Origin of the sequence: Desulfosporosinus shakirovi, from assembly GCF_020595055.1 — a bacterium.
Taxonomy (GTDB): domain Bacteria; phylum Bacillota; class Desulfitobacteriia; order Desulfitobacteriales; family Desulfitobacteriaceae; genus Desulfosporosinus; species Desulfosporosinus shakirovi.
In genome coordinates this window covers 127,618-152,392 of the sequence record NZ_JAJDOO010000009.1, presented here as the reverse complement: position 1 = coordinate 152,392, position 24,775 = coordinate 127,618, and the positions used below count along the sequence as shown (strand labels likewise).

18 protein-coding genes and 2 pseudogenes are annotated in these 24,775 nt (G+C 42.5%); 16 read left to right on the top strand and 4 right to left on the bottom strand.

What is annotated here, in order from left to right; all coding sequences use genetic code 11:
- Positions 1 to 5: 5 nt before the first annotated feature.
- The 3 genes and pseudogenes from pylB (LJE72_RS10370) to LJE72_RS10360 all read right to left on the bottom strand — a co-directional run bounded on the left by pylB (LJE72_RS10370) (position 6) and on the right by LJE72_RS10360 (position 3,556).
- Complete coding sequence (pylB, locus tag LJE72_RS10370) at positions 6 to 1,094, bottom strand: methylornithine synthase PylB (protein ID WP_229247509.1); 1,089 nt, start codon at positions 1,092 to 1,094, stop codon at positions 6 to 8.
- 407 nt (positions 1,095 to 1,501) lie between these two features.
- Positions 1,502 to 2,893, bottom strand: a pseudogene (locus LJE72_RS10365) (monomethylamine:corrinoid methyltransferase).
- 3 nt (positions 2,894 to 2,896) lie between these two features.
- Entirely contained in the window at positions 2,897 to 3,556 is a 660-nt protein-coding gene (locus LJE72_RS10360) for a cobalamin B12-binding domain-containing protein (RefSeq protein WP_229247508.1), read from the bottom strand.
- Between the two features lie 584 nt (positions 3,557 to 4,140).
- Here LJE72_RS10360 and LJE72_RS10355 point away from each other — a divergent pair.
- From LJE72_RS10355 to LJE72_RS10295, 13 genes and pseudogenes are all read left to right on the top strand, one after another.
- Positions 4,141 to 5,517, top strand: a complete 1,377-nt coding sequence (locus tag LJE72_RS10355; RefSeq protein WP_229247507.1) for a uroporphyrinogen decarboxylase family protein — start codon at positions 4,141 to 4,143, stop codon at positions 5,515 to 5,517.
- A gap of 43 nt (positions 5,518 to 5,560) precedes the next feature.
- Positions 5,561 to 6,478: a CobW family GTP-binding protein gene (locus LJE72_RS10350; protein ID WP_229247506.1), complete on the top strand. Its 918-nt coding sequence runs from the start codon at positions 5,561 to 5,563 to the stop codon at positions 6,476 to 6,478.
- 456 nt (positions 6,479 to 6,934) lie between these two features.
- On the top strand, positions 6,935 to 7,798 hold the full coding sequence (locus LJE72_RS10345) for an SDR family oxidoreductase (RefSeq protein WP_229247505.1): 864 nt from the start codon (positions 6,935 to 6,937) through the stop codon (positions 7,796 to 7,798).
- A 532-nt stretch (positions 7,799 to 8,330) separates the two neighbouring features.
- A complete protein-coding gene (pylSc, locus tag LJE72_RS10340; protein ID WP_229247504.1) occupies positions 8,331 to 9,167 on the top strand; it encodes a pyrrolysine--tRNA(Pyl) ligase large subunit in 837 nt (278 codons plus the stop codon).
- Between the two features lie 105 nt (positions 9,168 to 9,272).
- On the top strand, positions 9,273 to 10,226 hold the full coding sequence (locus LJE72_RS10335; protein WP_229247503.1) for a choline/ethanolamine kinase family protein: 954 nt from the start codon (positions 9,273 to 9,275) through the stop codon (positions 10,224 to 10,226).
- A 573-nt stretch (positions 10,227 to 10,799) separates the two neighbouring features.
- Entirely contained in the window at positions 10,800 to 11,897 is a 1,098-nt protein-coding gene (gene pylB, locus LJE72_RS10330; protein WP_229247502.1) for a methylornithine synthase PylB, read from the top strand.
- Positions 11,898 to 11,899: 2 nt separating this feature from the next.
- Positions 11,900 to 13,081 carry a 3-methylornithine--L-lysine ligase PylC gene (gene pylC, locus LJE72_RS10325; RefSeq protein WP_229247501.1) on the top strand — a complete coding sequence of 394 codons (1,182 nt, stop codon included), beginning with the start codon at positions 11,900 to 11,902 and terminating at the stop codon, positions 13,079 to 13,081.
- A gap of 165 nt (positions 13,082 to 13,246) precedes the next feature.
- Positions 13,247 to 14,068: a 3-methylornithyl-N6-L-lysine dehydrogenase PylD gene (gene pylD / locus LJE72_RS10320; RefSeq protein WP_229247500.1), complete on the top strand. Its 822-nt coding sequence runs from the start codon at positions 13,247 to 13,249 to the stop codon at positions 14,066 to 14,068.
- 43 nt (positions 14,069 to 14,111) lie between these two features.
- Positions 14,112 to 14,432, top strand: coding sequence for a pyrrolysine--tRNA(Pyl) ligase small subunit (gene pylSn, locus LJE72_RS10315; RefSeq protein ID WP_229247499.1), 321 nt, complete (start codon positions 14,112 to 14,114; stop codon positions 14,430 to 14,432).
- Positions 14,433 to 14,639: 207 nt separating this feature from the next.
- Positions 14,640 to 15,278 carry a cobalamin B12-binding domain-containing protein gene (locus LJE72_RS10310; RefSeq protein WP_073033364.1) on the top strand — a complete coding sequence of 213 codons (639 nt, stop codon included), beginning with the start codon at positions 14,640 to 14,642 and terminating at the stop codon, positions 15,276 to 15,278.
- A gap of 101 nt (positions 15,279 to 15,379) precedes the next feature.
- Positions 15,380 to 16,918 (top strand): annotated as a pseudogene (gene mttB / locus LJE72_RS10305) ([trimethylamine--corrinoid protein] Co-methyltransferase).
- Between the two features lie 306 nt (positions 16,919 to 17,224).
- A complete protein-coding gene (locus tag LJE72_RS10300; protein WP_229247498.1) occupies positions 17,225 to 18,901 on the top strand; it encodes a sodium:solute symporter family protein in 1,677 nt (558 codons plus the stop codon).
- Positions 18,902 to 19,147: 246 nt separating this feature from the next.
- Positions 19,148 to 19,348 (top strand): hypothetical protein, encoded by a 201-nt coding sequence (locus LJE72_RS10295; protein ID WP_229247497.1) that lies wholly within the window; start codon positions 19,148 to 19,150, stop codon positions 19,346 to 19,348.
- Positions 19,349 to 19,378: 30 nt separating this feature from the next.
- On the opposite strand, the gene LJE72_RS10290 is transcribed toward LJE72_RS10295, so the two are convergent.
- Positions 19,379 to 20,803 carry a sigma-54 interaction domain-containing protein gene (locus LJE72_RS10290; RefSeq protein ID WP_229247496.1) on the bottom strand — a complete coding sequence of 475 codons (1,425 nt, stop codon included), beginning with the start codon at positions 20,801 to 20,803 and terminating at the stop codon, positions 19,379 to 19,381.
- A 1,284-nt stretch (positions 20,804 to 22,087) separates the two neighbouring features.
- On the opposite strand from LJE72_RS10290, the gene LJE72_RS10285 reads away from it, so the two are divergent.
- From LJE72_RS10285 to LJE72_RS10275, 3 genes are read left to right on the top strand one after another with little or no spacing between them, the layout of a single operon-like run.
- Entirely contained in the window at positions 22,088 to 22,423 is a 336-nt protein-coding gene (locus LJE72_RS10285) for a BMC domain-containing protein (protein WP_229247495.1), read from the top strand.
- Between the two features lie 47 nt (positions 22,424 to 22,470).
- A complete protein-coding gene (gene eutL / locus LJE72_RS10280) occupies positions 22,471 to 23,118 on the top strand; it encodes an ethanolamine utilization microcompartment protein EutL (RefSeq protein WP_229247494.1) in 648 nt (215 codons plus the stop codon).
- A 22-nt stretch (positions 23,119 to 23,140) separates the two neighbouring features.
- A complete protein-coding gene (locus tag LJE72_RS10275) occupies positions 23,141 to 24,643 on the top strand; it encodes an acetaldehyde dehydrogenase (acetylating) (RefSeq protein WP_229247493.1) in 1,503 nt (500 codons plus the stop codon).
- Positions 24,644 to 24,775: the final 132 nt, after the last annotated feature.

The following is a 24,775-nucleotide window of genomic DNA, read 5'->3' as shown; positions in this document are numbered from 1 at the left end:
CCACCTTAACCGCCAATGAAATCGCCTGCACATTTTCTGGCGGCATGCTTATCTATAGTTCTTCTGTCTGCAACCCAACGGCTATATTCCTGGGCTGTGGCATTCTCTAAATTACATTTCTTCAATGTATTCTGAATCCCCGCTACCGTACGGAAGCCCTCATCAATGTCATTTTTAGAGTTTGCAACCCCCGCGAACCCCTTCTTAGGCGGAATGATGGAGGTCACAATGTTTGCCCCAGCCATCAATCGCTTTTCAAGGCCACCCAACCCTTCTACATCCATGGATGCCGGGATCAATACATCAGGGAATAGCAACCTCATGACCGCGATATTCATCAGTTCGTTTTGATACCCCTGATTCTCCGCACCTTCAAGGGGTGCTCCCTCTTGCGGGACAAAGGTCATAGTCCTTATTTGCCTTGCTCCCAGTTTTTTCATCTCTCTAAAGGAATGAACCCTGTCCTCTAACGTGTCTCCGATTCCGGTCAGCAAGCCTTCCTCAATGAGCATCCCCAGATCTCGGGCATGTCGTTTGGCAATCATCCGTTTTTCGTAACTTTGCCCTTGCCGCAGCTGTTCAAACAAGGGTATTTGATGTGTCTCCTGATATAACGCATACCAATCGGCCCCCGCACCCTCGATCAACTCCAAACCGTGCTGGTCCAGCACTCCCGGGGATACCATGATAGACAGGCCGGTTTCGTCTTTTACGGCTTTCACAATTGAGGCCAGTTTCTCCGGATGTTCTGTATAAAACCTATCGTCTCCCGTGGTCAAATCAATCAAATGCACTCCGGACTTCTTTAATTCCACAGCTATGTTAACCACTTCCGGCAATGTTTTGCGATACCGTGGAGAATTGGGGTTTTCTTTTCTGAAATAACAAAAGGTGCAGCTGTTCTGACAGTAGGTTGAAAAATAGACGAAACTATATAGAAAGACTTTATTCCCGAATACCCCTTGCCGTACCTTTCTTGCGACCGCAAAAATCCGTTCCATTTCACTTTCATCCGTCCGGCTCAATAGGTAGACAATTTCTTCGAAGGATATTTGATTTCCTCGCTGGCATTTTCTGAGTATCGTTTCAAGCATTCCGTAAGCCTCCTGCTTAACTTTTTCCTTCTGTATCTCTTTACACTTTGGCCAAAAAGGCAGAAAAACAAGCGAACATAACATAAGCGCCATCCCCAAACCTATGGATCCATTTTTCAACAAAAAAATATAGGAATCTGCAAGTGCTAAACATACTTCCATGAGACATACCAGAATGTTTAGACCTTTCAGACACCTATATACCAAAATGCATTATGGCGGAGAGTCCCGGAGTCGCACCCGGCTGTACGGATTTAGAGTCCGCAAGATCACTACGATCCACCCTCCAAATAGTCATCTGCCAACAGTCCGCAGATCGAACTTACGAACCACCCTGTGTCAATAAGCGTGAAATCCACAGACTGCCGACAGATTAATACAGTAATAGTAGTTATGCCTGATTGAAATTAGTCATTCCAATATGTCAGGCCTAAATCAGTCATAATTTTAACAGCTTCATCGTAAACCTGGATATATTCCTCGGTGGGAACCAGTTTCTTTACATCATAGCATTCCTGGAAGGTTTTCCCCGCAGGTGCCGTTTTATAATCCTTTTCATACATGGAAACTAGTTTGTCCAACAGAATGTTTACTTCATGAAGATCCATTCCCGCAACAGCATGTGCTACTTCACCCATGAATCGAGCTTCCATGGCTGTAAAGAGGTCGGTGACAACACCTTTACCGGCTGCGACACCGGACAAGATCTCTCGTCCGCTGATTGTATCCGTAATAGCCTGAGCTGCCGTCTCCAGTAAGCACATGACTGTGCAGGGACCTGCTAATGTGTAATACTGATTTCCCAAGATCAGATGGGTATTCTCTTCAATGGCACGAGCTGCGTGACCAGCAACGGCAAGAGCCTCTCTCGTCGTTGTTATGCCCCAGCGCACATGCACCGGCCCATCCAGATGCCAGGTGGCCTGTAACATTACAAATGAGTTTAAAGTTGTAGCGACATCAACGATGGTGGTCTCTTCCAGGCCACCTGCGTATCCGCCGAAGATAGGCATCTGTTCTACCATTACGTTTACACCAGCTGTAGCGTAATGTGCTCCAACAACCAACGCACCTACGTCGATTTTGAGCTCATTCAGCTGAGAAACCTCATGTGAATCAGATGGCCTCATGCCGCCTTCAAAGTCAGCAGATATGACCCCTGCGGCACTTAATGATGTCTCATTGCCCTACGTTCCCATGCCTTTGCGTCCGGCTCTGAGCTGTGCCTCACGCACTTGTAAAGCCTCTGAACGCACAGCCATTATCTCCCAGGGAGAACCGGGGGACGGGTCCTTACCCATGACAGTCTGCAACACACCATCAACAATCGTATCGATGATCCGTTCTTGGGCATAGGACTGGTGGATTGCCAGGAACAGTTCCTCAGAACAGGGAGAACCGGTGGGGCCGCCCTGAATAACGGGAGCTTTCGGCGAATCATAACTCCTAGGCACCACATTTATAGCTTCTCTACCTTCACCGTAGGTGAAATGGTTCGGTGCGGCTTTAATGGCATGGAGCACCTCATCCTTTGTGTACTTGATGACCCGTCCGGTATCCATACAATAAATGCCGCACTCAACCAGCATCTCCAAACCTGCCTTAAACAGCTTCTCGATAAGTTCTTTGTCCTCCGGAATCATTGTTTTTTTGTCCATTTTTATTCCGTATTTATCTTTTAATTTTCGGGCGGTCTGGGGTATTAATTTGAAATCCCAATCTTTTTCATCCATTTTGGGTCCGGTCTTTGCCCGATCATAGACGTCAAACACCGTAACGTTTTTCCCTATTGCCTTCATTAATTATGCACCTCTTTTCTTTGCAATCAAGTCTTTGGCCATTGCAGCTACCTCTGCAGCCGTATCGGTGTAACCGTCTGCTCCGATTTCCTTACACCACTTGGCAGATACGGGGGCGCCTCCGAACATGACGATGTATTTATCACGAATTCCGTCTTCCTTGAGAGAATTGACAATTTCCTTCATGGAGGCCATGGTTGTGGTCATAAGGGCGGAACCGCAGATAAGATCCACGCCGTATTCTTCCGCCTTTTTGATGACTAAGGGCACCGGCACATCACGTCCAAGGTCAAATACTTCAAAGTTGTTTGCCGACAACATGACACTGACTATGTTCTTGCCAATATCGTGAATATCGCCCTGCACTGTGTGAATAATAACTTTTCCACTGGAAGCTTTGTGTTTCTCCTCGACAGACAGTGCACTTGTCAAGATATTGATTGCGGTTTCGAATGCCTCGGAGGCCATCATCAAATCAGGAACAAAAGCCTCGCCTACATCGAACAAGTCACCCATAACCGCCATGCCTTTCGAGAGGCCCAAGCTGATACACTCCAACGGATCAAGGCCCGCTTCAATGGCCTCATTAGCTGCTTCTTTTGCTAAATCAGGATCCATTTCCACAATCGAATTTTTGAGTTTTTCATAAATATCTTGGCTCAAGCGTGTTTCTCCTCCTTTAAAAGAAATTTTCTTTTGCTAGAATACTGACTCATTACAAACAAGCTAACGACGATATGATTGATTTGACACAAGATTGCTTTACTGCCAAGCAATTCTCCCAAAGCTTAAAATGACAATAAAAAAAGAGCCATAACTATTTGCGACCCCATTGTCTGCTTATCACTTCGTCTCGTCCGTCTCATGTGCCAAATCTATATGCAAATTATAAGATACCGTTCCTCAGCTTCAAAGATACAATTTTAGAATTTTTTCGGGATACAATTCCCAACGGTGTCTGTCAATTAAACAATGCAGCTTTTTCACTTAGTCAATGAAGAATACACTTTGGACGGCTCGCCGAAGAAATTGTATCCTGAAAATCCTTTCAAATTGTAGCTTCACAATTTTTAGACCATAATTTATACTTTCGTTAATATCTATCAAAAACTCATCACAGCAAAACAGCAAAGACAAAGACGCTGTACCAGCTTATCGGAAGCGTCTCTTTGTATACATTGCCCCTGCATTTGACGCGGGGTTCGGTGGATGAATGTTCATTTCAAAACGTCAGGAGGATACAAAAAATGGGTAAAGAATTGCTAATGAAGGTGTTGAATCACGAGGATACTAAGGGACAGATTCCATGGATTCCTTTCGCGGGTGTCCATGCAGGAAAACTAAAAGGTTATTCAGGAAAAGAAGTCTTAACCGATTCCGCCAAATTGATCGAAAGTCTGCGGGAAGTATACAAGCTTTATCAACCGGACGGTATGCCAATTACTTTCGACTTGCAACTAGAGGCCGAAATTCTTGGTTGTGAGCTTATGTGGGCTGATTACAACCCTCCCTCTGTTGTGTCTCATCTCTTCGACAAAGAAAAAGGGATTCCTTGCAAATGCAAATTCCCGACACCGGAATCCGGACGGATACCCGTTGTCTTGGAAGCAATGCGCGTAATGAAAGAAGAAATTGGCAATGAAACCGCGCTTTACGGTTTGATCTGCGGACCATTGACACTGGCCTCCCATCTTCGCGGAAGCGACTTTTTTAAAGATATTAGAAAAGATCCTGATTACGTGGTACAACTCACGTCCTTTTGTGCCGAGTATGCGCAGAAAATGGCCGACTTATATATTGATGCCGGCATGGATGTGATCGCTGTTGTCGACCCGTTGGTCAGCCAGATTTCTCCGAAGGTCTTTGCCAATCTGATGCACGAGCCCTTTAAAGCTGTCTTTGACTATATCCGTTTGAAGGGTGTAAAGTCTTCCTTCTTTGTCTGCGGGAATGCCTCTTACCAAATAGAAGTCATGTGTGAGACCCATCCGGATTCCATGGCTGTGGACGAAAACGTCGATATGGTTGGGGCCAAAGGGATTACGGATCGGTATAACATTGCGCTGAGCGGCAACATTCCGCTGACAACCACCATGCTTTTCGGTACCCAACAGGATAATATCAAGGGCGTTCTGGATTTGATGGATAGCATCGACAACAAACACAACCTCATTATCAGTCCCGGCTGTGATATGCCCTATGATGTGCCTCTGGAAAACACAGTCGCCTGTGCTTTGGCTGTCCATCATCCGGATGACGCCCGAGCCATGGTTGTCAACTATTCCGCAAGCGACTTTGACCAGATTGAAATCGAAATTCCCGATTACTCAGCCATGGATAAAGTATATATCGAACTGTTTACGTTGGATCCGGAACAATGTGCCGCCTGCACCTATATGGTGAAAAGTGTCACCGATATTTTTGATGAGATTAAAGACATGGCTGACTATATTGTGTATAAGTACTTTATCAAAGAGGATATTGCCAGAACCGCTAAAATGGGACTGAAAAATCTTCCCACCATGTGCATTGACGGGGAAAGTGTGTACATTTCCATCATTCCCGATGGAGATGAATTGATCGCTGAGATAACCAAACGCTACAATGCTAAGCACAACAAATGAGAATGTGCCGATTAAAATTTCAGAGATGAAAGAATGATGCTTTATGACACAACTGATCCTGATTACAGGCTTTCTGGGTGCGGGAAAAACTACGCTTATGGAGCGCTTACTTCATTACTATGGGGACAGCCCTGTGGGGGTTATCGTCAACGAATTCGGTGAAATCAATATTGATGCACGTTTGCTGGAAAAAGACGGGACTATTATGCGTGAGTTATCTAACGGCTCAATATTCTGTTCCTGCATCAAAGAGAACTTCATCAAGGCTCTTATCGATATGTCCTGCCATGAGTTCGAATATTTGTTTATCGAAGCATCCGGATTGGCAGATCCCGGTAACATGCAGCAGATTCTGGAGGTGATCGAGAAATACACTGTTCATTCCTACGACTATTCAGGTTCTATATGTATTCTGGACGGCGAAGCTTTTCTCGAATTGAAGGATCTTCTTCCGGCAGTAGGTCACCAGTTGACCCATGCGGGGGTCGTTCTTGTCAACAAAGAAGATCTGATCTCTTCCGCAATTAAAGCGGAAATCCAGGCTGAAATACGGAATGCCAATCCCCATGCCCCTGTATATTTTACCAGTTACTGTGATATCGATATTAAGACATTAGTCATGAATTTGCAGCCCTCAAAATCGGCAAGCCATGACAGCACTAATACACCGGAAAACAGGCCGCAGACATTTATCATCAAGGTTCTGCCATCTATTACAATGCAAGAACTTCAGGGTTTTCTAAATTTCATTGCGCCCATTACTTATCGCATGAAAGGTTTTGTGACTGTGGGAGATGCCAATTATTCTGTGAGTGGTGTGCGCTCTCATCTGATGATCATGCCATGGATCAGAGATATTCCATCTTCTGAAATAGTACTTATTTCCGCTGTTGGGATAGGCTTGACAGGGGCCATAGCTAAGGCGATAGAAATGAATGCCCCCAAATCAATTAAGCTATGATAAATTGATTCTGAATGCCCGAGTTGAAATGACACCGGCAAATTTAGAAAACATAATAAATAGCAGAATCTGACGGTTGCAATAACCACTGCACCATCGTGTGGTGTCATTGCAGCCTATAACGAAGGTAAAATACTAGAGAGCTGCCAAATAATGATGGTAGCTCTCTAGTATTTAATATCGTCCGGCGCACGGATAAAATTATCAATTGTTGTGTTTGGCTCGCTCAATAATTTAGAATCTGTATGTTCGTTGATAAACGTGATATCTATTTTCAGGAGCGTGTCAAGGTCTTCTAGGTCACTGTAATTTCTATCTGGTATAAAAAAAGTAATAGGGGACAGGTGAAACAGTGCTTAAAGTGCTTAAGAGGAAGGATAGGGAAAAACCATGAGTATAAACTAAAAAAAAGGTCATTTTAATAGGTGAAATAGAAAGTGAGGAGGAAGTTTATCGATGCCAAAAATACCTCAACCCACCTTTCCAGCACAGCATCAGGATCAACAACCCGGATTTGAATCCTTGATGAATCCGTTACCTATTTCAGAAGATGACTCGTATGTGGGAAGCAATAAGCTTAACGAAAAAGTTGCCATAATTACTGGAGGAGATAGTGGTATCGGTCGCGCAGTGTCAATAGCATATGCTAAAGAAGGGGCCGACATCCTGATGGTCTATTTTAATGAACACGAGGATGCTCAAGCAACAAAGAGGCGTGTGGAGGAATTAGGGCGCCGTTGCCAAGTTCTGGCAGGGGACATCGGAAATGAGGCCTTCTGTTTACATGTGGTGGATCAAACGATTCAGACCTTTGGTAAACTTGATGTTTTGGTCAACAATGCCGGAGAACAACATCCTCAAAATAGTCTGCTGGATATTACAAGTGAGCAGCTTGAAAGAACATTTCGAACGAATATTTTTGGATACTTTTATCTAACAAAAGCTGCTTTACCATATCTAAAAGCGGGGAGTGCTATTATCAACACTGCCTCCATTACCGCATATGAAGGGCATGACCAACTTATCGATTATTCTGCGACTAAAGGGGCCGTGGTTTCCTTCAACCGTTCTCTGTCAGAATCACTTTCTAAATTGGGGATTCGGGTTAATGGTGTTGCGCCCGGTCCAATATGGACGCCATTGATACCTGCTTCTTTTCAAGCGGACGAAGTGGCGACTTTCGGAAGTACCACTCCAATGCAGCGCGCAGGGCAACCGAAAGAACTTGCTCCTGCCTATGTTTTTTTGGCCTCGGCTGATTCCTCTTATATGTCAGGACAGATGCTTCACATCAATGGGGGGACAATTATTAACAGCTAAAACCTTGCAATTTGGACTAAGCTGGGATTGTGTATTAACCCTGTGAAAACCACTGGTTTTCTGGAACGGGTGGTTTTTTTCTTGTCAACTTAAGTTAATCGTAACTCGTATAAGTATTTTTGAGTTGATTGTAAAAAACGATAAGAAAAAGTCATTCGTGAGTCACGAATGACTGACAAAAGTCTTTAGTGACTTGAATTTTAAAAGAAGATAAGTTAAGTTAGACATTGAGCAGAGAATGATCTTCAGGAAATTCTGAACAAACTGATATAGCCATTCAAAAAAAACCAAGATTACGGCAGTTAAGCAGTCCTTTTAAGAATTTTAGTTAATTATGTGTTAATAAGATAATTCTAAAGGAGCTTCAACCCAATCTTGGCATTGAATTTGCATTATATCAAAATGTAGTTCATTAGAGTCTTGAAGTCATTTACACATGGGGGGTAGATCGGATTGATCGCGTGGACTCTAAATCCGCGTAGGCGGGTGAAACTCCCGTACTCCTCGCCAATTAATTCAGGGGGTAAATTAAGTGAGCATAACATGGACGTCAATCCAAAAACAACGATTTCAAGAACTGAACGCTAGTGAAATACTTCAAGAGATGTGTTTCGAGACTCAGAGTGAACGGGATAGAGCCTACCAAGAGCAAGAACATCTTTTAGTTGTTAGAGGAAAACAGAAGTTACAGGAAATGTTAGAGACTGCAAGACGTCCGCCTTTGAGTGTACTTGAACAACAACTCGCAGAAGCTTTAACGAAAAAGGGATTCGTTCAGGTAGTAACTCCAACTATTATCTCAAAAACAGCCTTAGCAAAAATGTCGGTGTCAGATGATCATCCGCTTTTTTCCCAGGTCTTTTGGCTTGATTCAAAGCGATGTTTACGTCCGATGCTGGCACCTAATCTATATACATTGTGGAAAGATCTCTTGCGATTATGGGAAAAACCAATACGTATCTTTGAGATCGGTATTTGCTACAGGAAGGAATCCAAAGGATCATTACATCTGAATGAGTTTACCATGCTTAACCTGACTGAATTAGGTTTGCCCGAAGATCAGAGGCATCAAAGATTGGAAGAGCTGGCAGCTCTGGTCATGGATACCGTGGGAATTGACGATTATCAGTTGGAATCAGAATCCTCCGTTGTTTATGGAGATACATTAGATGTTGTTTTTAAAGGGATCGAGTTAGGTTCAAGTGCGATGGGGCCCCATCCCCTTGATGATCAATGGGGGATTTTTGACCCATGGGTTGGCATTGGATTTGGTTTAGAACGGTTACTAATGATCAAGGAAGGATCCCAGAATGTCCAAAGCATGAGCAGGAGCCTTACATATCTTAATGGTGTACGGTTAAATATCTAATGAACTGAGAGAGATACAGAAGGAAGACTTTAGGATCGCTGCACTGGAATTTACTAATTAGATGTTAGAGAAAATTCTAATATGAAATGGGAGGATCAATAATTTATGACTGAATCAATTATGATCGAACCCTCCATATCGATGGAGCATATCGGACGCATCTACAAAATGATTAGTGAAATTCCTTTCTTCAAAGATGCTAGAATAAGTGCAATTGAAATATTACCAGGGGGGTTAACGAATAGCAACTATAAGGTAACAATTAGTGAAGTGACCTATGCGGTTAGGCTTGCCGGAGCAGGCACTATTGAGTATTTGAATCGTCCGGCAGAAAAACATAATGCTCAGGTTATGGCTGATATTCAAATTAGTGCTCCTATTATTTATTATGATGAAACAACAGGAAACCAAGTATGTAAGTACATCGATGATTGTAAAACCTTACATATACCGGATTTTAAAGAGGAAGAACGTTATCTTAGCATGGCAGCTCATGTTTTTAAAAAATATCATGATTGCCCAAAAGAATTTATTTCTGTTTTTAACCCATTAAAAGAAATTGATACCTATATTCAATTACTAGCCGAGAAAAACTTTGATTTTTATGAAGGTGCCGAAACCATGGAGAAGAAAATTGAGGAAATTAAATTGCTATTCAAGAATAATCCTCCTCCTCAAGCGCCTTGTCACAATGACCCACTTTGCGAAAACTGGTTGGACGACAAAAAGAACTTCTATCTTATTGATTGGGAATATGGTGGAATGAACGATCCTTTGTTTGACTTAGGAGCATTGTCTATCGAAGCAGAACTAACGGATAAACAGGAACGTTTCTTCTTAAAGGAATATTTTGGTGGGGATTTGACTGAGAAACAATTGGGCTCTCTCATTATTAATAAGTTCTTGTGCGATGCTTTATGGGCTTATTGGGCAGTACTTCAAATTGCTATGGGTAAATCAAGAGAAGAGTATTGGCCATATGGCTTAAATAGATTTAATCGAGCTTATGCATTAATTCACAATGGAAGCCTAGACCGAGCCATCAAAGCTAATCAATAAGATTCCATACATTTCAAATATGTCTCGTTAAGATAAGGATTCAGTTATAGTTAGAGGGTTGCAGAGCATTTTAATCCTAGGTCTGATGAGTTGGCAATTTCAAACAAATATCTACTCTTTACAAATGACGGGATACTGAAATAGGTATCCCGTTTAATAATGTCTTCTACCAGGATTGTAGAAAACGTATATCCCTTGATTGGGAAGCAACTCATGTGAATTTACCTATACGGAAGGGATTCGTTTTTAAATTCTTAAGGGCAATTTTTGAGTTAATAATGACTTATAAAAGGTTTGTTTGGACTTGGATATCGTCTCTTTTATAAGTTCTTGGAGTTAGTCAGTTGATAAGTCCTTTGTAAAATGAAGCAATGTTTCGCTGATAGCCTTCGTGTACATGGATCTTAGAGTTCGTAAAGGAGAATCTTATGAGATCGGTAAAATATCAATATCTTGGCATGGAATTTGCAATAATGAGAGAATATATCGAACTCTGAGAACTCTGCAACCCAAAAGATTGAGAGAGCAATATCAGACCTTGAGATCTTTGTAACAAAAAAGAAGGTGATTTAAATGATAGTTTCTATAACTTCTAAGCTGGATGAGATCCTGGAAAAAGCTGTACAAGAGAATCCTTTAAGCAGAGAGGACCTTTTGTTTTTGTTGAAGTTATCGGAAAAAGGTGATCTTGAAAAGGTGTTCGAAGTTGCCCGTCAACTCCGTACACGCTACTTTGAGGATAAAGTATTTATTTATGGATTCGTGTATTTCTCGACTTATTGTCGCAATGAGTGTGCTTTTTGTCTCTATCGCAAGTCAAATCAATCCCTAAAGCGGTATCGTAAAACGGATTTAGAAATCATGGAGACTGCTTTAAGTCTCGTGGAATCGGGGATACATTTGCTGGATTTGACAATGGGAGAAGATCCGCTTTATTTTGATAAACTAGAATCAGGCTTTGAACATTTGATAAGGACAGTAGAACTGATCAAAAAAAGCACAGAAATTCCAATCATGATTTCAGCAGGAGTTGTTCCTGAAGAGGTATTAAGAGAATTTAAAGCAGCAGGTGTCGATTGGTATGCGACCTATCAAGAAACCCATAATCCTGATTTATATCATAAGCTCAGACTTGGACAAAGCTATACTGAGCGAATGGAACGAAAAAAGTTAGCGCACAAATTAGGTTTCCTTATTGAGGAAGGTTTACTGACGGGTGTGGGGGATACAGATGAGGATTTAGTTAATTCGCTGGAGGAAATGGGACGTTTAGGAGCCGATCAGCTTCGGGTCATGAGTTTTGTTCCCCAGAAGGACACTCCCATGTACCACTACACTTCAGTATCTCGGCATAGAGAATTGCTAATTATCGCTATTATGCGGTTAGTATATCCCGATCGTTTAATACCGGCTTCATTAGATGTAGATGGTCTAAGTGGTTTGGCAGATCGTCTGGATGCCGGAGCTAACGTTGTTACATCTATTATCCCTCCACATTCTGGCCTGGCCGGAGTGTCCAATCATGCTCTTGATATTGAAGACGGAAATCGAAGTATCATTAAAATTGTTCCCGTGCTGGCTGGACATGGTTTGGTTCCGGCCAGCAGAGACGAATATGCAGAATGGGTCTTGAAGCGTAAAAACCGTAGAATTCCTTTGGGAGGAGCATAAGCATGCGGGTTGTTGTTGTTGGGGGTAAGCTTCAAGGGGTTGAGGCGGTCTACCTAGCCAAGAAGGCCGGATGGGAAGTAACTCTGGTTGATAAGAATACTTGTGTTCCGGCTGTTGAGCTTTGTGATCATTTTTATTCTATTGATGTTACAAAAGTGGTAGAGTGGATAACTTTTCTTAAAGATATTGATCTGATTATTCCTGCCTTGGAGAATCACGTGGCTATAGACAGCCTTATAAGAAGTGCAAAATATGCCAATGTTCCCTTAATGTTTGACGAGGATGCTTATGCCATTTCTTCTTCAAAGATTAAGTCCAATGAATTGTTCGCCAGTATTGGTGTGCCGGCACCCCTCGCTTGGCCGGAGTGTGGTTTTCCGCTAATTGTAAAACCTTCAGGAGCAAGTGGAAGTGAAGGGGTTGTAAAACTCGAGAGCAGTCAAGAATTCCATCGCTTGTTTGAAAAGGGTATGAAGGATTGGGTCATTGAGGAATACCTGGAAGGTCCGTCTTATTCGCTGGAGGTTATCGGTTTTTCCGGAGTCTGCAAAGTCTTGCAAATTACTGAATTGTCTATGGATCAAGTCTATGATTGCAAACGGGTTGCGGGTTCGGTTTCTTTATCAGATCAACTTAGGGAAGAGTTTGAACAGATCGGATTAAGTTTGGCTAAAAGCTTAAGTTTGAATGGAATTATGGATGTTGAGACCATACTGCATCGAGGGCACTTAAAGGTCCTTGAGATTGATGCTCGATTTCCTAGTCAAACTCCCATTGCGGTCTATCATGCTACTGGTGTTAACATGTTGGAAGTTCTGGGCAATGCCTTCGTTCAAAATAAACCTTGGCAGGAGTTTGAGATTACTGAAAAGCGTGGCGCAATTGTAGAACACATTCGTGTCGGAATTGACTGTCTCGAAGTTTCAGGTGAACATATTATGGCGGATGCAGGCTCTCTCTATCTATATCCGGATTTCTTTGGAGCCTATGAAGTACTTACTAACTATTCACCAGGCAAAACGGAGTGGGTTGCAACTCTGATTATTACCGGAACAGACTTGAAAGATGCTTGGATTCAGAGAGGTTTGGTCATTAAAGCGATCCAAAATGAGTGGGGTATAAGGCATTATATTGACCGCTGTCCCGAGTATGATGAGAGCCTTTTTATTAGAAGACTTGGCTAGCGCCTAGCTGCAGGCGAAGGTGGTCCGCCTTAGAGCCCTTATGCGCTGGCCATGGATGGCCGAGTGTCCCTGTAGCCATGGATGGCGAGAAGGGGCCTTGGAAAGTATATAACGCAAGTTTATACTTTCTGACTGTAAAAAAAGGTTTCTGGGAGGTGAATCATAGTGACACGACTGAAGGAAAATGATGTTGACCAAATTGCCGCAACTATAGCTGATTATGATGAAAACCTCTTGAGAATGACGGGTTGCTCTTTAAAAGAGATAGCTAGGTTAGCATCTGGCAAAGGAGCTGACTGCCTCGTTGACCGGAGTTTGCAAGTGGCGGTAATACCCATGACCTGTGGTCAAGGGATTATTGGAGGCTTTGTTGAATCAGTGGCGAGTATCATTACTTATTTGGGCTTTAAAGCTGTTATCACGGAAAGCAGCGATGCCGGAGGGGTAGCTGAAGCAGTAAAAAGGGGCTCGGACCTCTTATTTATGGCTGACGATGATCGATTTGTGGCTATTAATCTAAAAACAGGTAAGGTTTCTGATAATGGTGAGGCAACAGGAAAAGGGTATGTTGCAGGTCTTGAGCGGATGTGTCACGGACTTGCCGGTAAAAAGGTATTAATCCTTGGGGCGGGTCCGGTGGGAAGCAGTGCCGCTTTAGCGCTAGTTCGTTATGGAGCTGAGGTTACTGTCTTTGATCCCAATTTAACGGCCAGTGAGCGTTTGAGCAGCGTAATGGAAAAGCTGGGTTGTATTGTTCAGGTTGAAACTGATTTGGAGAGCTCATTAGCTAGGCATGAAATCTTAGTCGATGCCTGTCCGGCTGAGAATATTATTGAGCTAAGGCATATTACAAAAGATACAAGGATCGCGGCTCCGGGAATTCCATTAGGGGTGCAGGATTTAGGGGCAGAGCAATTGGCTGCTGATCGGCTTTTGCATGATCCTCTCCAAATTGGTGTAGCTACTATGCTATGGGAAGTTCTTTGAATATTTGGGACAAAGGAACTGTGAATGGATTGGAGTTGTATTGATGGCCATAGATTCGTCAAAAAAGCGCTATTACCGTAAAAACGTAGATTTCTTTAGATTTGTAGAAAAACTTAAATTATGGCCCTCAAGAAGCGGGACCCTGCATGGCATTAAGAGTATGACGATTAGAGGAAATCGCGCCGAAATTATTACTCATTGCAATGAATCATTCCAGATCTACAATTCTAAGAATAGCCGTGCTGCACGTTGCCTGAGAAATAAATTGTTCTTTAAGGCCTGTGGGACCTGCAAAATTCCACAATGGAAACTAGAAAAATACTCGTCAACATTTGTCAATCAAAACTATGGATCTCGTTTATAAATGTACCTACGGTTACTTTCACAAGGTAGTGAAAAGTAATACCTAGATTGTTCCCCTCATTGATAATGCTTGTTCTTACCCTTTTGTTGGAAAGGCGAGCTTTATTATAAAGGCCATTACCTAGGCGACAAAAGTGGTAAGCACAGGTATATGGGCTAAATCAGATTTTTGTCTTGATGAATACTTAAAAGAGGAGGGAAATTAGTAATGGGTAACTATGCGGATCTTGCTAAAAGTGTTATTGAGGGACAGAAGGATCAGGTTTTGAGTCAGGTTAAGAGCCTTATTGAAGCCGGGAACAGCCCACTGGAAATTGTAAACGAGGGTTTAATTGCTGGAATGAATGTTGTTGGGGTTCGATTCAAGGCAGGGGATATGTATGTTCCGGAGGTTCTCATGGCAGCTAAGAGCATGAGCGGCGGACTGGAAATTGTTAAACCCCTAATCGCCGTTGCTGACCAAAAAAGCCAAGGGAAAATTCTACTGGGAACTGTAAAGGGAGACTTACACGATATTGGGAAAAATCTTGTGGGTATGCTGATTGAAAGTGGCGGTCTCGAAGTTATTAATATGGGTGTCGATATTTCGGCTGAAGATTTCATTGATGCTGTTATTGAGCATGAACCCGATATTGTTGCCTTGTCTGCTCTACTGACTACAACGATGCCAGCGATGCAAGACATTATTGAATTATTAGAAGAAGAGGAACTCAGAGACAAAGTAAAAGTAATTATCGGGGGAGCCCCGGTTTCTCAAGAGTATGCTGACACGATTGGTGCGGACGGTTATGCCCCGGATGCCGGCTCAGCGGTTGAACTTTGCAAGAGACTTATGGCGTCTAAATAATAGGAATCTAACAAGATAAATGGGGTGTTTAAGGGGGTGATTTGTCCACGTAATTTGATTTTAGGTATACCCATTATTGTTTCTTATAGCTCTTGAATTATATGGAGGTGATTTTTTTGACATTCAGAGGTATACATGCCGGTTCCACCCGAATGGATGGGATCGGACTGAATATGTTTACCAACGATGAGCTGTACGATGTCCATTTAGCCACATTGGACCTGCTTTGGGATATCGGTGTAAGAGTTGAAAGTGAAGAGGCACGTGAAATGTTTTATAGTGCCGGATGTACTCTTGACCGAAACACAAACATTGTTAAAATACCAGCGCACTTAGTAGAAGATGCTATTCGCTCAATACCTAAGACATTTAGAGCATGCGGAAGAAAGCGCGAAAATGATTGGCTGAATGAAGGGAATCGGACCGGTTTCGTTAACTTTGGAGAAGCTATCCGAATGATTGACCCATATACTCGGAAACTGAGAAAACCATTCAAAAAAGACGTTGATGATGTAACTCGCTTTTGTGAAGCAATGGATCAGATTATTGTCTTTGAAAGAGCTTTGGGACCTTCAGAAGTTGATCCTGACGTTGCGCAAGTTCATATTGCGGAATCATTTTATAACTATTCCACAAAGCATGCCTATATCGGGATGAATCGCCCGGAAAACATGCGCGCAGTTGCTAAAATGGGCTATGTTGTTTCTGGCGGAGAAGACAAATTCCGTGAAAGGCCCCTTTTCTCACAAAGTACAGACCCGGTTGCTCCCCTTGTCCATGCTAAGGGTGCAACAGATACGTTGCTTCAAGCAATTCGCTTAGGCGTTCCTGCTAAGATTAACTCCATGGGTCTTGCCGGTGGAACGACTTGTGTTAACCTAGCGAGTACACTAGTGACACATAACGCCGAGATTTTGAGTATGTTTGTCTTAGGTCAGCTTGAAAAGAGAGGGTATCCGATGGTCTATGGAACTTCCACGACCATGATGGACTTGAGAACAACCGTCGCCTGCGTAGGCACACCTGAACTCGCTCTTTTCAGCGCAGCTTGTGCCAAACTTTCTCAATTTTACAATATTCCTGTCTGGGTAGCCGGTGGATAGACAGATAGCAAAGTACCTGATGCCCAAGCAGCTCATGAGTTTACCCTGACCGCTTTATTACCAGCGTTAGCAGGCGCTAACATGATATATGGTCTGGGGATGCTCGAAGGCGGCTTAACTTGGGACTACGCTCAAATGGCTATGCAGAATGAAATGGCTCGTATGATTATGCATACCATTAAAGGTATTCCCATAAGTGATGAGAAAATGGCCTTGGAGGTTGTCCGTTCGGTAGGTATCGGCGGAGAATTCATTAGCTGTGATCACACTTATGCGCATTACAAGGAGCTGTCCAAATCTGAATTGTTAGATCGCAAGAATCGAGAGAACTGGGAAGCAGCCGGCAGTAAGGATATTGTCGAAACTTCTTATGCAAAATCGATTGACATTCTTGAGAACTACGAAAACCAAAATCCTCTTTCGGAGGATATCCAACGCCAGTTAAAAGAAATTGTCTTAGAAGCAGAAGCAGAAACGACAGAGATTAAGGCGAAGGAAAAAGAAGCTAGAAGAAGACCACGAAAACCAAAATTTTAGAATGTCGCAAAGAGGCGGTACATTTACCGGCTCTTTTTCTTTTTTTGACTTAGACAAGTTGAAATTGACTCGATAAAGGTTTTGGTTATAGGGTATATCAACGAAATCATCAAGGTTAGGGCTTTCTGCTGGTGCGTTTTCACATGGCACAGTTATTGCATTAATCAAAGTAAAATAAAAATTTTTGACTATTCAATAATTTACGGGGGAGATTGAGTAGAGATTTTTGTAAGATGGAAGGTGAGAGTATCTAAAAATGAACAGGTCGGTTGATCAAATGAATTCAGTTTGAAGGAGTGATTATGAATGGGTAATGCTGATGTAAGTCCATTGTGGTACTGGTTAGTTTTTATAGCATATATCGTCTTTCTTATCGCAGTTGGCCTGAATGCCTATAAAAAGCAGAAATCGGCAGCTAGTGCAGAAGAAGAACATAATGATTATTGGATCACAGGCCGCAGTCAACCAGCCTATATGGTCGGCATGTCTGTAGCTTCAGGGTGGATGTTAATCGGGATGATCACGTGGATGACGTGGGCCACCTACGATCTGGGTTTATCAGGTCTATGGGTTGTAGCAATTCCATGGTTTTTCTCGAACATTTGGCAATTTTTAATGGCTCGTCCATTAAGAAGGATCAAGGCAATATCGCAATGCCAGATGCTGGAAAAACGATTCGGACTGCCGGCGAGGATCTTGTCTGCTCCAATCAATATCTTTTCATATACAATATGGTCAGCTGCTGAGCTTTACGCTGCATCGCTGATCATGGCTCCGGCTCTCGGGATATCTATCGAGGCGATGATTATTATTTATGCAATCCCTATTGCCATGTATATGTGGATGGGTGGTTTCCGGTCAGTCATCAATGCCAATGTAGTGCAGTTTTTCATGGGCGCAATAATATTGATTGTAACTACAGTCGCTATATATTTAACGGCTAACGGCATCGCAGCGGCTCAGGGTACAACGATTTGGAGTATGTTGCAAGCACAGCCAATAGTAAATAGTCTTGCTTATCCAGTTGATGGTGCCAAGAATTCAGCTAGTTTTTTTGCTTATGTCTCCTTATCATTCCCCTTAATTGTTATGCTTGGACTGGTGCCGGGGTGGGCATCGGCAGAAGATTTCTGGTTAAAAGCGCAAGCTGCTAAAAGCACAAGAGAAGCTCGTCTGGGCGGGATATACAGCATCCTTTTTAATTTAGTGATTATTGTTATACCTGCCGCGGTTATTGGTTTTTTGGGCCTTATCGTGTTTCCTCCCGAAACCACAGACGGAGTTGTAGGTGCTGCGGCGGTTCTTGGGGATAAGGGCGCTTATAACATAATATCGACTTATATTAATTCCTATATGCCCCCAGTGCTTAAAGGGCTGTTAATTTTCTTGTTGTCAGCGCACACGATGTCTACTGTAGCCAATTACAGTAACATCACAGCTATGAACCTGTCGTTTGATGTTTTACAACCGCTGGTATATAAGAAGAGGAACTGGTCAGATGCCAAGATTGTGAAATGGTCACGCATGGTTACGGTATTCATGATTGGAATTAATATACTTATTGCTTTACTCTATAACAGTCCGATGGTGGGAGCAACTCTTAATGATGCTTATTTCCTGTCATCAGGTTTGCTTACGGCAGGTATCTCAGTGATGCTTTATGTGTTATGGTGGAAGCGTGCTACACTTTTAGGGGTAATGTTAGGTGGATTATTCGGTACTCTGGGAACCTTCATTTTCTTCGTTTTGGAATACAAGGTCTGGAAATCCGTCTATAATACACCGGTATGGGACTGGATATTCGGGCAAGGTGCAATGGCTAACTCTTACTTGGGCTACTGTGTCGTTGGTTTAGTTTGCGGTATGGCCGGCGTTATTATCGGTACGTACGCCTCCCCGCCTCCGACAAAGGAACAGCTTTCGGCTATTGCAGATAAGCCTATTGATAACAATGAAGAATTCTTTTTAGGAATGCACTCCTAATAATTTATAGAATTAAGATTTTCTGGTTAACAAAATGGGCCGTAAGGAAACTTGAGATTTTTTCAAGCTGGTGGTGCGTTATCCCACAATAGAGGACTGTATACCTTTGAAGTGGTGAACAGTCCTCTAAGTATATCAGGGGATTACATCCCTATTATTTGTCAATAAATGTGGTGTTGTATTTAGGTTTCTTAAATGTATATAATCTTAGAGATACTAGTACGAACTAAGAGAGGGGTTTTGAAAATGCTTGCTGCAGATTTTTCGAGATTTGTGCTTGTTCCCTTATTTGTGCTTAATATGGGTGCAATGGTTGTAACCTTACATATGAAAAAGAAGATTAAACCAGAATTCTCTGGCAATCTAAATAAACTTTTTTTTGCAGAAAATATAATTGGCTTACTTTGTTCTGTTGCCTTAGGATATATTGCCTTTTTTGTTGAATAACAGGAAGGCTTAAGAGTATTTTCATTCATGTTAATCCGTCCGCTTAAAGTCATGTTCTTCAGATGGAAAATACTTTCGTATCAAACGACTTGCTTTACTTTGGCTGATATCCAAGAATTTAGCAACCTCATAGGAGCTCCCTAACTCTTTATAAGCATGCAGAATTAAGTTTTTTTCCACATCACCCAGCGCATCATCCAGGGAAAGGGGTTTATTTGAAATAGACTGAATAGGGGCTGTCCGACGCTCTATTGAGGTGAGAAATGATTTAGGCAGATCATATTCATCAATAACTTTGGCCTGAGTTACAACGATTAAACGCTCAATAATATTTTCTAATTCTCGAACGTTGCCTGGCCAGGGATATTCAACAAATAAATCATAGCATCTCTCGCTTAATTCATGATCCAATTTATATTTTTGATTAAATTTTGCCAAGATTTCCTGAGCTAAAGGAATGATTTCCTCTTTTCGTTCTCTTAAAGGGGGAAGTACGAGCTCAAATATATTTAAGCGGTAATATAAATCTTCACGAAAATCCCCTTTTATGATCATCGCTTGTAAGTCACGATTGGTAGCGGCAATTACTCTGCAATTGACATGCTGAATCTCGCGACCTCCTACTTTGAAGTATTGATTTTCATGGAGCACTTGCAAAAGCTTCGCTTGCATGCGAGGAGACAGTTCGGCAATTTCATCTAAGAAAAGAGTACCCTCATTTGCCAACTCGATTAAACCGATATTTCCTTTAACATTGGCCCCGGTAAAAGCTCCTTTAGAATAGCCAAACATTTCTGCTTCCATGAGTTCTGATGGAATTGAAGCACAGTTAACAGTAATAAATGGTCCGTCTTTGTTAGGGCTGTTATTGTGTATATATTTAGCCATGTGTCCTTTACCGGATCCGGATTCACCAAGCAACAGAACTGTTGAATTAACTGAAGCGATTCGTCGGACAAGTGTCAGGAGGATTTCCATTTTTGAACTTTTACAAACGAATTCGGGGATTTTAGTTTCTTTTTCTCGAAGGACGGCAACTTCTTTTTTATAGCGCTTTAGCAGCTGAGTACTTTTCTCTAATTCGTGTCTGATACCCTCGGATTCGGTAACGTCTCTGGAATTTTCTATGATAAGCTCAATGTTACCATCTGAGTCAAAAATTGGGGTAGCTGTTGTGAGTAAGGTTTTACCCGTACAAGTTTTTTGCTCGAGGGTAATGCTCATTTTTTTATCAATAGCAATAGGACTGACCCGAGGACCCCAATATTTTTTTTCGGAAATTTCTCTTGATTTTTTACCGATAATTTCAGAGGCTTTTACACCGTAGTGTTTTTCGCAGGCATTATTCACATAAACAACGATACCGTTAGCATTTGTAACGTAAATCTCGTCGTGGGAATTGTCTAGAATTTTTTTCAAAGTGTTTTTATCTAACTCTTCTGGTTCGATACTCATCCTGCTTTACCTCCTGCGTTTGAGTATGTTATATCTTTAAAGTCTTTAGACAGACTCCTTTGAATTAATTATTGACTTATATGTATATTATTTTCGACTTAATTCTTAAAAAACCTCTTAATTTTTGTCCGTTTATGCAGGATAATTATCAGTTCACAGGCAACTACTTAAATTAAGCGAATTCCTTTGTTTTTTACCCTCGGATAAGTTCAAAGTCAGGATAAACTGTTAAGTACTTTTACATTTATGAGTTCAGTTGGATTCATACAGCTCTTCAGGGTATATTAAGGGTTATTCCAGACAAGTATATGCTTGTCGAGGGGCGGATATTTCCCATCCTGTTTAAGTAAACTCAATCCAACTAGTAATACTTACTATTATGCAATTTTTATTCCAGGGGTAATTAGTTTAAGGTCTCCTACACGGGCTCTCTTAAATTGCTAATAGTTGGAGCCTTCTACAATTTCTTTTATTAAAATTTGTAATTCAGTACCGCAGTTCTTCAATTCATATATAAGTAGGTTAATTGTTCCTTCCTATTATACAACTGTCGCCATGTTAATAGGGATTATATCTGGCTTAGTGATAATTGCCCACTTGTCAATTTCATAATAATGGTTCTTTCTACTGTATTGATTTGTCTCTATTATTTTATATGGGGTGTCAAAAGTATGTCTGCTTGGACGCTTGAGTCAATATAAGTCAAAGATGACTCGTATTCGCAGATTATTATGAAGTTTACGAGGTTCTGAGAAGAATTGAGTGAAATCTCTGTGATTATTTATTCGAATTTCCGGAACTGGGAAAACGAACAGGTTCAAAAGCAGGAGCATTAGCCTCAATCTTTAAAAAAGAATCAGATCTTTGGAAAAGAATTGTTTGTTCAGTTGCGAGTGGGACACGCTATTTTTCACAATCGTACTATAATCGAGTGAGATATGGGTCGCTGAGTCATAGCTGACTTGTCTGAATTGCTCGAATTGGCATCTTTTCCTGATGGCATTGGCTTAATTGTATACTTATACAATGGCATGGTTTTTGCATTAGTATATAAACGAACTATGTATGTCTTTCCCTATTAAGCACTACAAAAACTTTTTAAGTTATCAATTAAGTTTATCCCAGGATCAAATTTGTAAATACACTTTCAAATGCGGGAATACAGCCGTTGTCTCAACGGCTTATGGTTATAGTTTAAAACTGGAGCGGTCACTGAATTAGGTCGCTGAGTTAGCAACGATGTATTCCAAAGGTAATTGATTTAGTTGAAAGGAGCAAACACAAATGGCTATAAGAGAAGATCTCGTAGCACTAGGAATGGTAGAAACCCGTGGAATCGTAGGAGCCATTGAAGCGGCTGATGCCATGGTCAAAGCAGCCAATGTAACCTTGATTGGGAAAGTAAAAGTAGGAGGCGCTTTAGTGACTGTTATGGTCAGAGGAGATGTTGGAGCTGTTAAGGCCTCGGTTGATGCCGGAGCTGCTGCAGCAGAGCGAGTTGGAGAACTCATCAGTTGTCACGTTATTCCGCGCCCACATCCGGAGCTTGAAGCCATTTTGCCGAAGCTGCCCGTTATCGAGGAAAAACCGAAAACTAAAAACGTTGAGAATACAAAATAAATCGTCGGAACTAAGAAAAAGGTCCGGCATTAATAGGGAGGGTAACCATGATAGAGCCCCTTAAGCCAAAAGTACTAGCCGTTAGATTAATCCCCAATGTGGCCCCCGATCTCGCCGAAAAGCTGGGCCTCACCGGCAATCAACGTTCTATCGGCATGATCACTGCAGACATTGATGATTCAACCTACGTCGCCTTAGACGAAGCCACGAAAAAAGCAGAAGTCGAAGTCGTCTATGCTAAAAGTTTTTATTGCGGAGCCGCCCGAGCCTCAGGCCCGCTGTCGGGAGAAATCATCGGAATCTTAGCCGGCCCAAATCCAGCCGAAGTGCGTGCCGGAGTGGATGCCTGCATTGACCACCTTGAAAACGAATGCTTCTTCTACACCTGTGATGGTGGAAAAACAGCTTGGTTCCCACACACTGTTTCGCGTACAGGAAGCTACCTCTCTAAACTGGCTGGAATCGAAGAAGGTCAAGCACTCTCCTACCTCATCGCGCCCCCAATCGAAGCTATGTATGGCTTAGATGCTGCGTTAAAAGCTGCGGAAGTGACCATGAAAGCTTTTTACGGACCACCAACCGAAACTAACTTCGGCGGCGGACTCTTAACCGGCTCGCAAAGCGCCTGCAAATCTGCCTGTGAAGCCTTCCAGAGGGCTGTCATCGACGTCTGTGAAAATGGTTTGAAATTCTAAGATAAAGGGAGGTGCAGCTAGTTTGGAACTTGATCGAGACCTGTGTTCCTTACAAGAAACCCGAAATTTAGTACGAGCTGCGCGCATAGCCCAAGAAGTCCTTAAAGACTTCACGCAAGAACAAGTGGATCATATCATTGATATGATGCGTGAAGCTGGCGAAGCAAATGCAGCACGATTGGCCATGATGGCCGTTTCTGAAACCGGAATGGGAAACTATAATGACAAATGCTTTAAAAACTATTTTGCTTCTCGGACCTTGTATGACTTCATAAAACCGATGAAAACCGTGGGAATCATCCGAGAGGACCGCGAACAAAAGCTTTGGGAAATTGCTGAACCTGTAGGAGTTATCGCGGGAATCGTACCGACTACTAATCCCACCTCAACGGTTATTTACAAAGCTATGATTGCTCTTAAATCACGCAATGCCATCGTTTTCTCTCCGCATCCGAGTGCTGTACGCTGTACGAATGAAGCTGCGAAAATCATGCATCAAGCTGCAGTCGCAGCAGGAGCTCCTGAAGGAGTCATAGGGTGCATAATGAATGTATCAATGGGGGCTACAAACGAACTCATGAAACATCCAAGTGTGGCTATGATTCTGGCAACGGGTGGAAGTGCTCTAGTCAAAGCCGCCTACAGCAGTGGAAAACCAGCCCTAGGTGTCGGCCCCGGAAATGTACCAGCCTTTGTAGAACGAAGTGCTGATTTAGCGACAGCGGCCGAATATATCGTCATGGGAAAAACCTTTGACAACGGAACCATCTGCGCCTCTGAGCAAGCCATTGTTGCTGAGGAATGTATCGCCGATGAACTGATAACTCATCTTAGGAGACAGGGAGCTCACTTCCTGGATCCAGAGGAAGTAGCGAAAGTTTCCCAAGTCGTTATGTTACCAAAGGGAGGAGTCAATCCCAAAGTTGTAGGGAAAGAATCTAAGTTCATAGCACAACTGGCAGGAATTAATATCCCAGACCAAACAAGATGTTTAGTAGCCCCCTTAGCTGGGGTGGGACCTCAATGGCCTTTATCCTATGAAAAGTTAACCACTGTTTTAGGTTTTTACCGAGTAGCAGATTGGCATGAAGGATGCGACCGCTGCTTCCAACTTTTAGAAGCAGGCGGTGTAGGCCATAGTCTAGCTATGCATAGTAATAATGTAGAAATTATTCGTGAGTTTGCGCTCAAGAAACCAGTCAACCGATTACTCGTCAACACCCCAGCGGCTATGGGAGGTGTCGGAGCGACTACCGGCTTAGCTCCATCGTTTACATTAGGGTGTGGAACTTGGGCCGGATCGAGTGTCTCTGAAAACGTTACCCCCCTTCATCTGCTCAACATCAAACGAGTCGCTTGGCATCAAGGGATGCCCGAACGCAAACCTGTTGAACCCATTAATCCTACAGGAAGCAGCGAGAGAGCTCAACAACAAAACCAAGCCCAAAGGCCGCAAGTCGATGCACAATTGGTGCGAGAGATCATCAACCAAGTTATGCAGCACTTAAATGGCATGAAGTGCTAAATTGGATGACTCAACCCATCTCAAGTCGAAGAACCTGCTCCCATAAAAATAGACCCTTGAAACAGGATGGATCAAGTTCATAAAACATTGAACCCAGTGACACTGACATGGAGCGTAAGCCTCGAACCACGA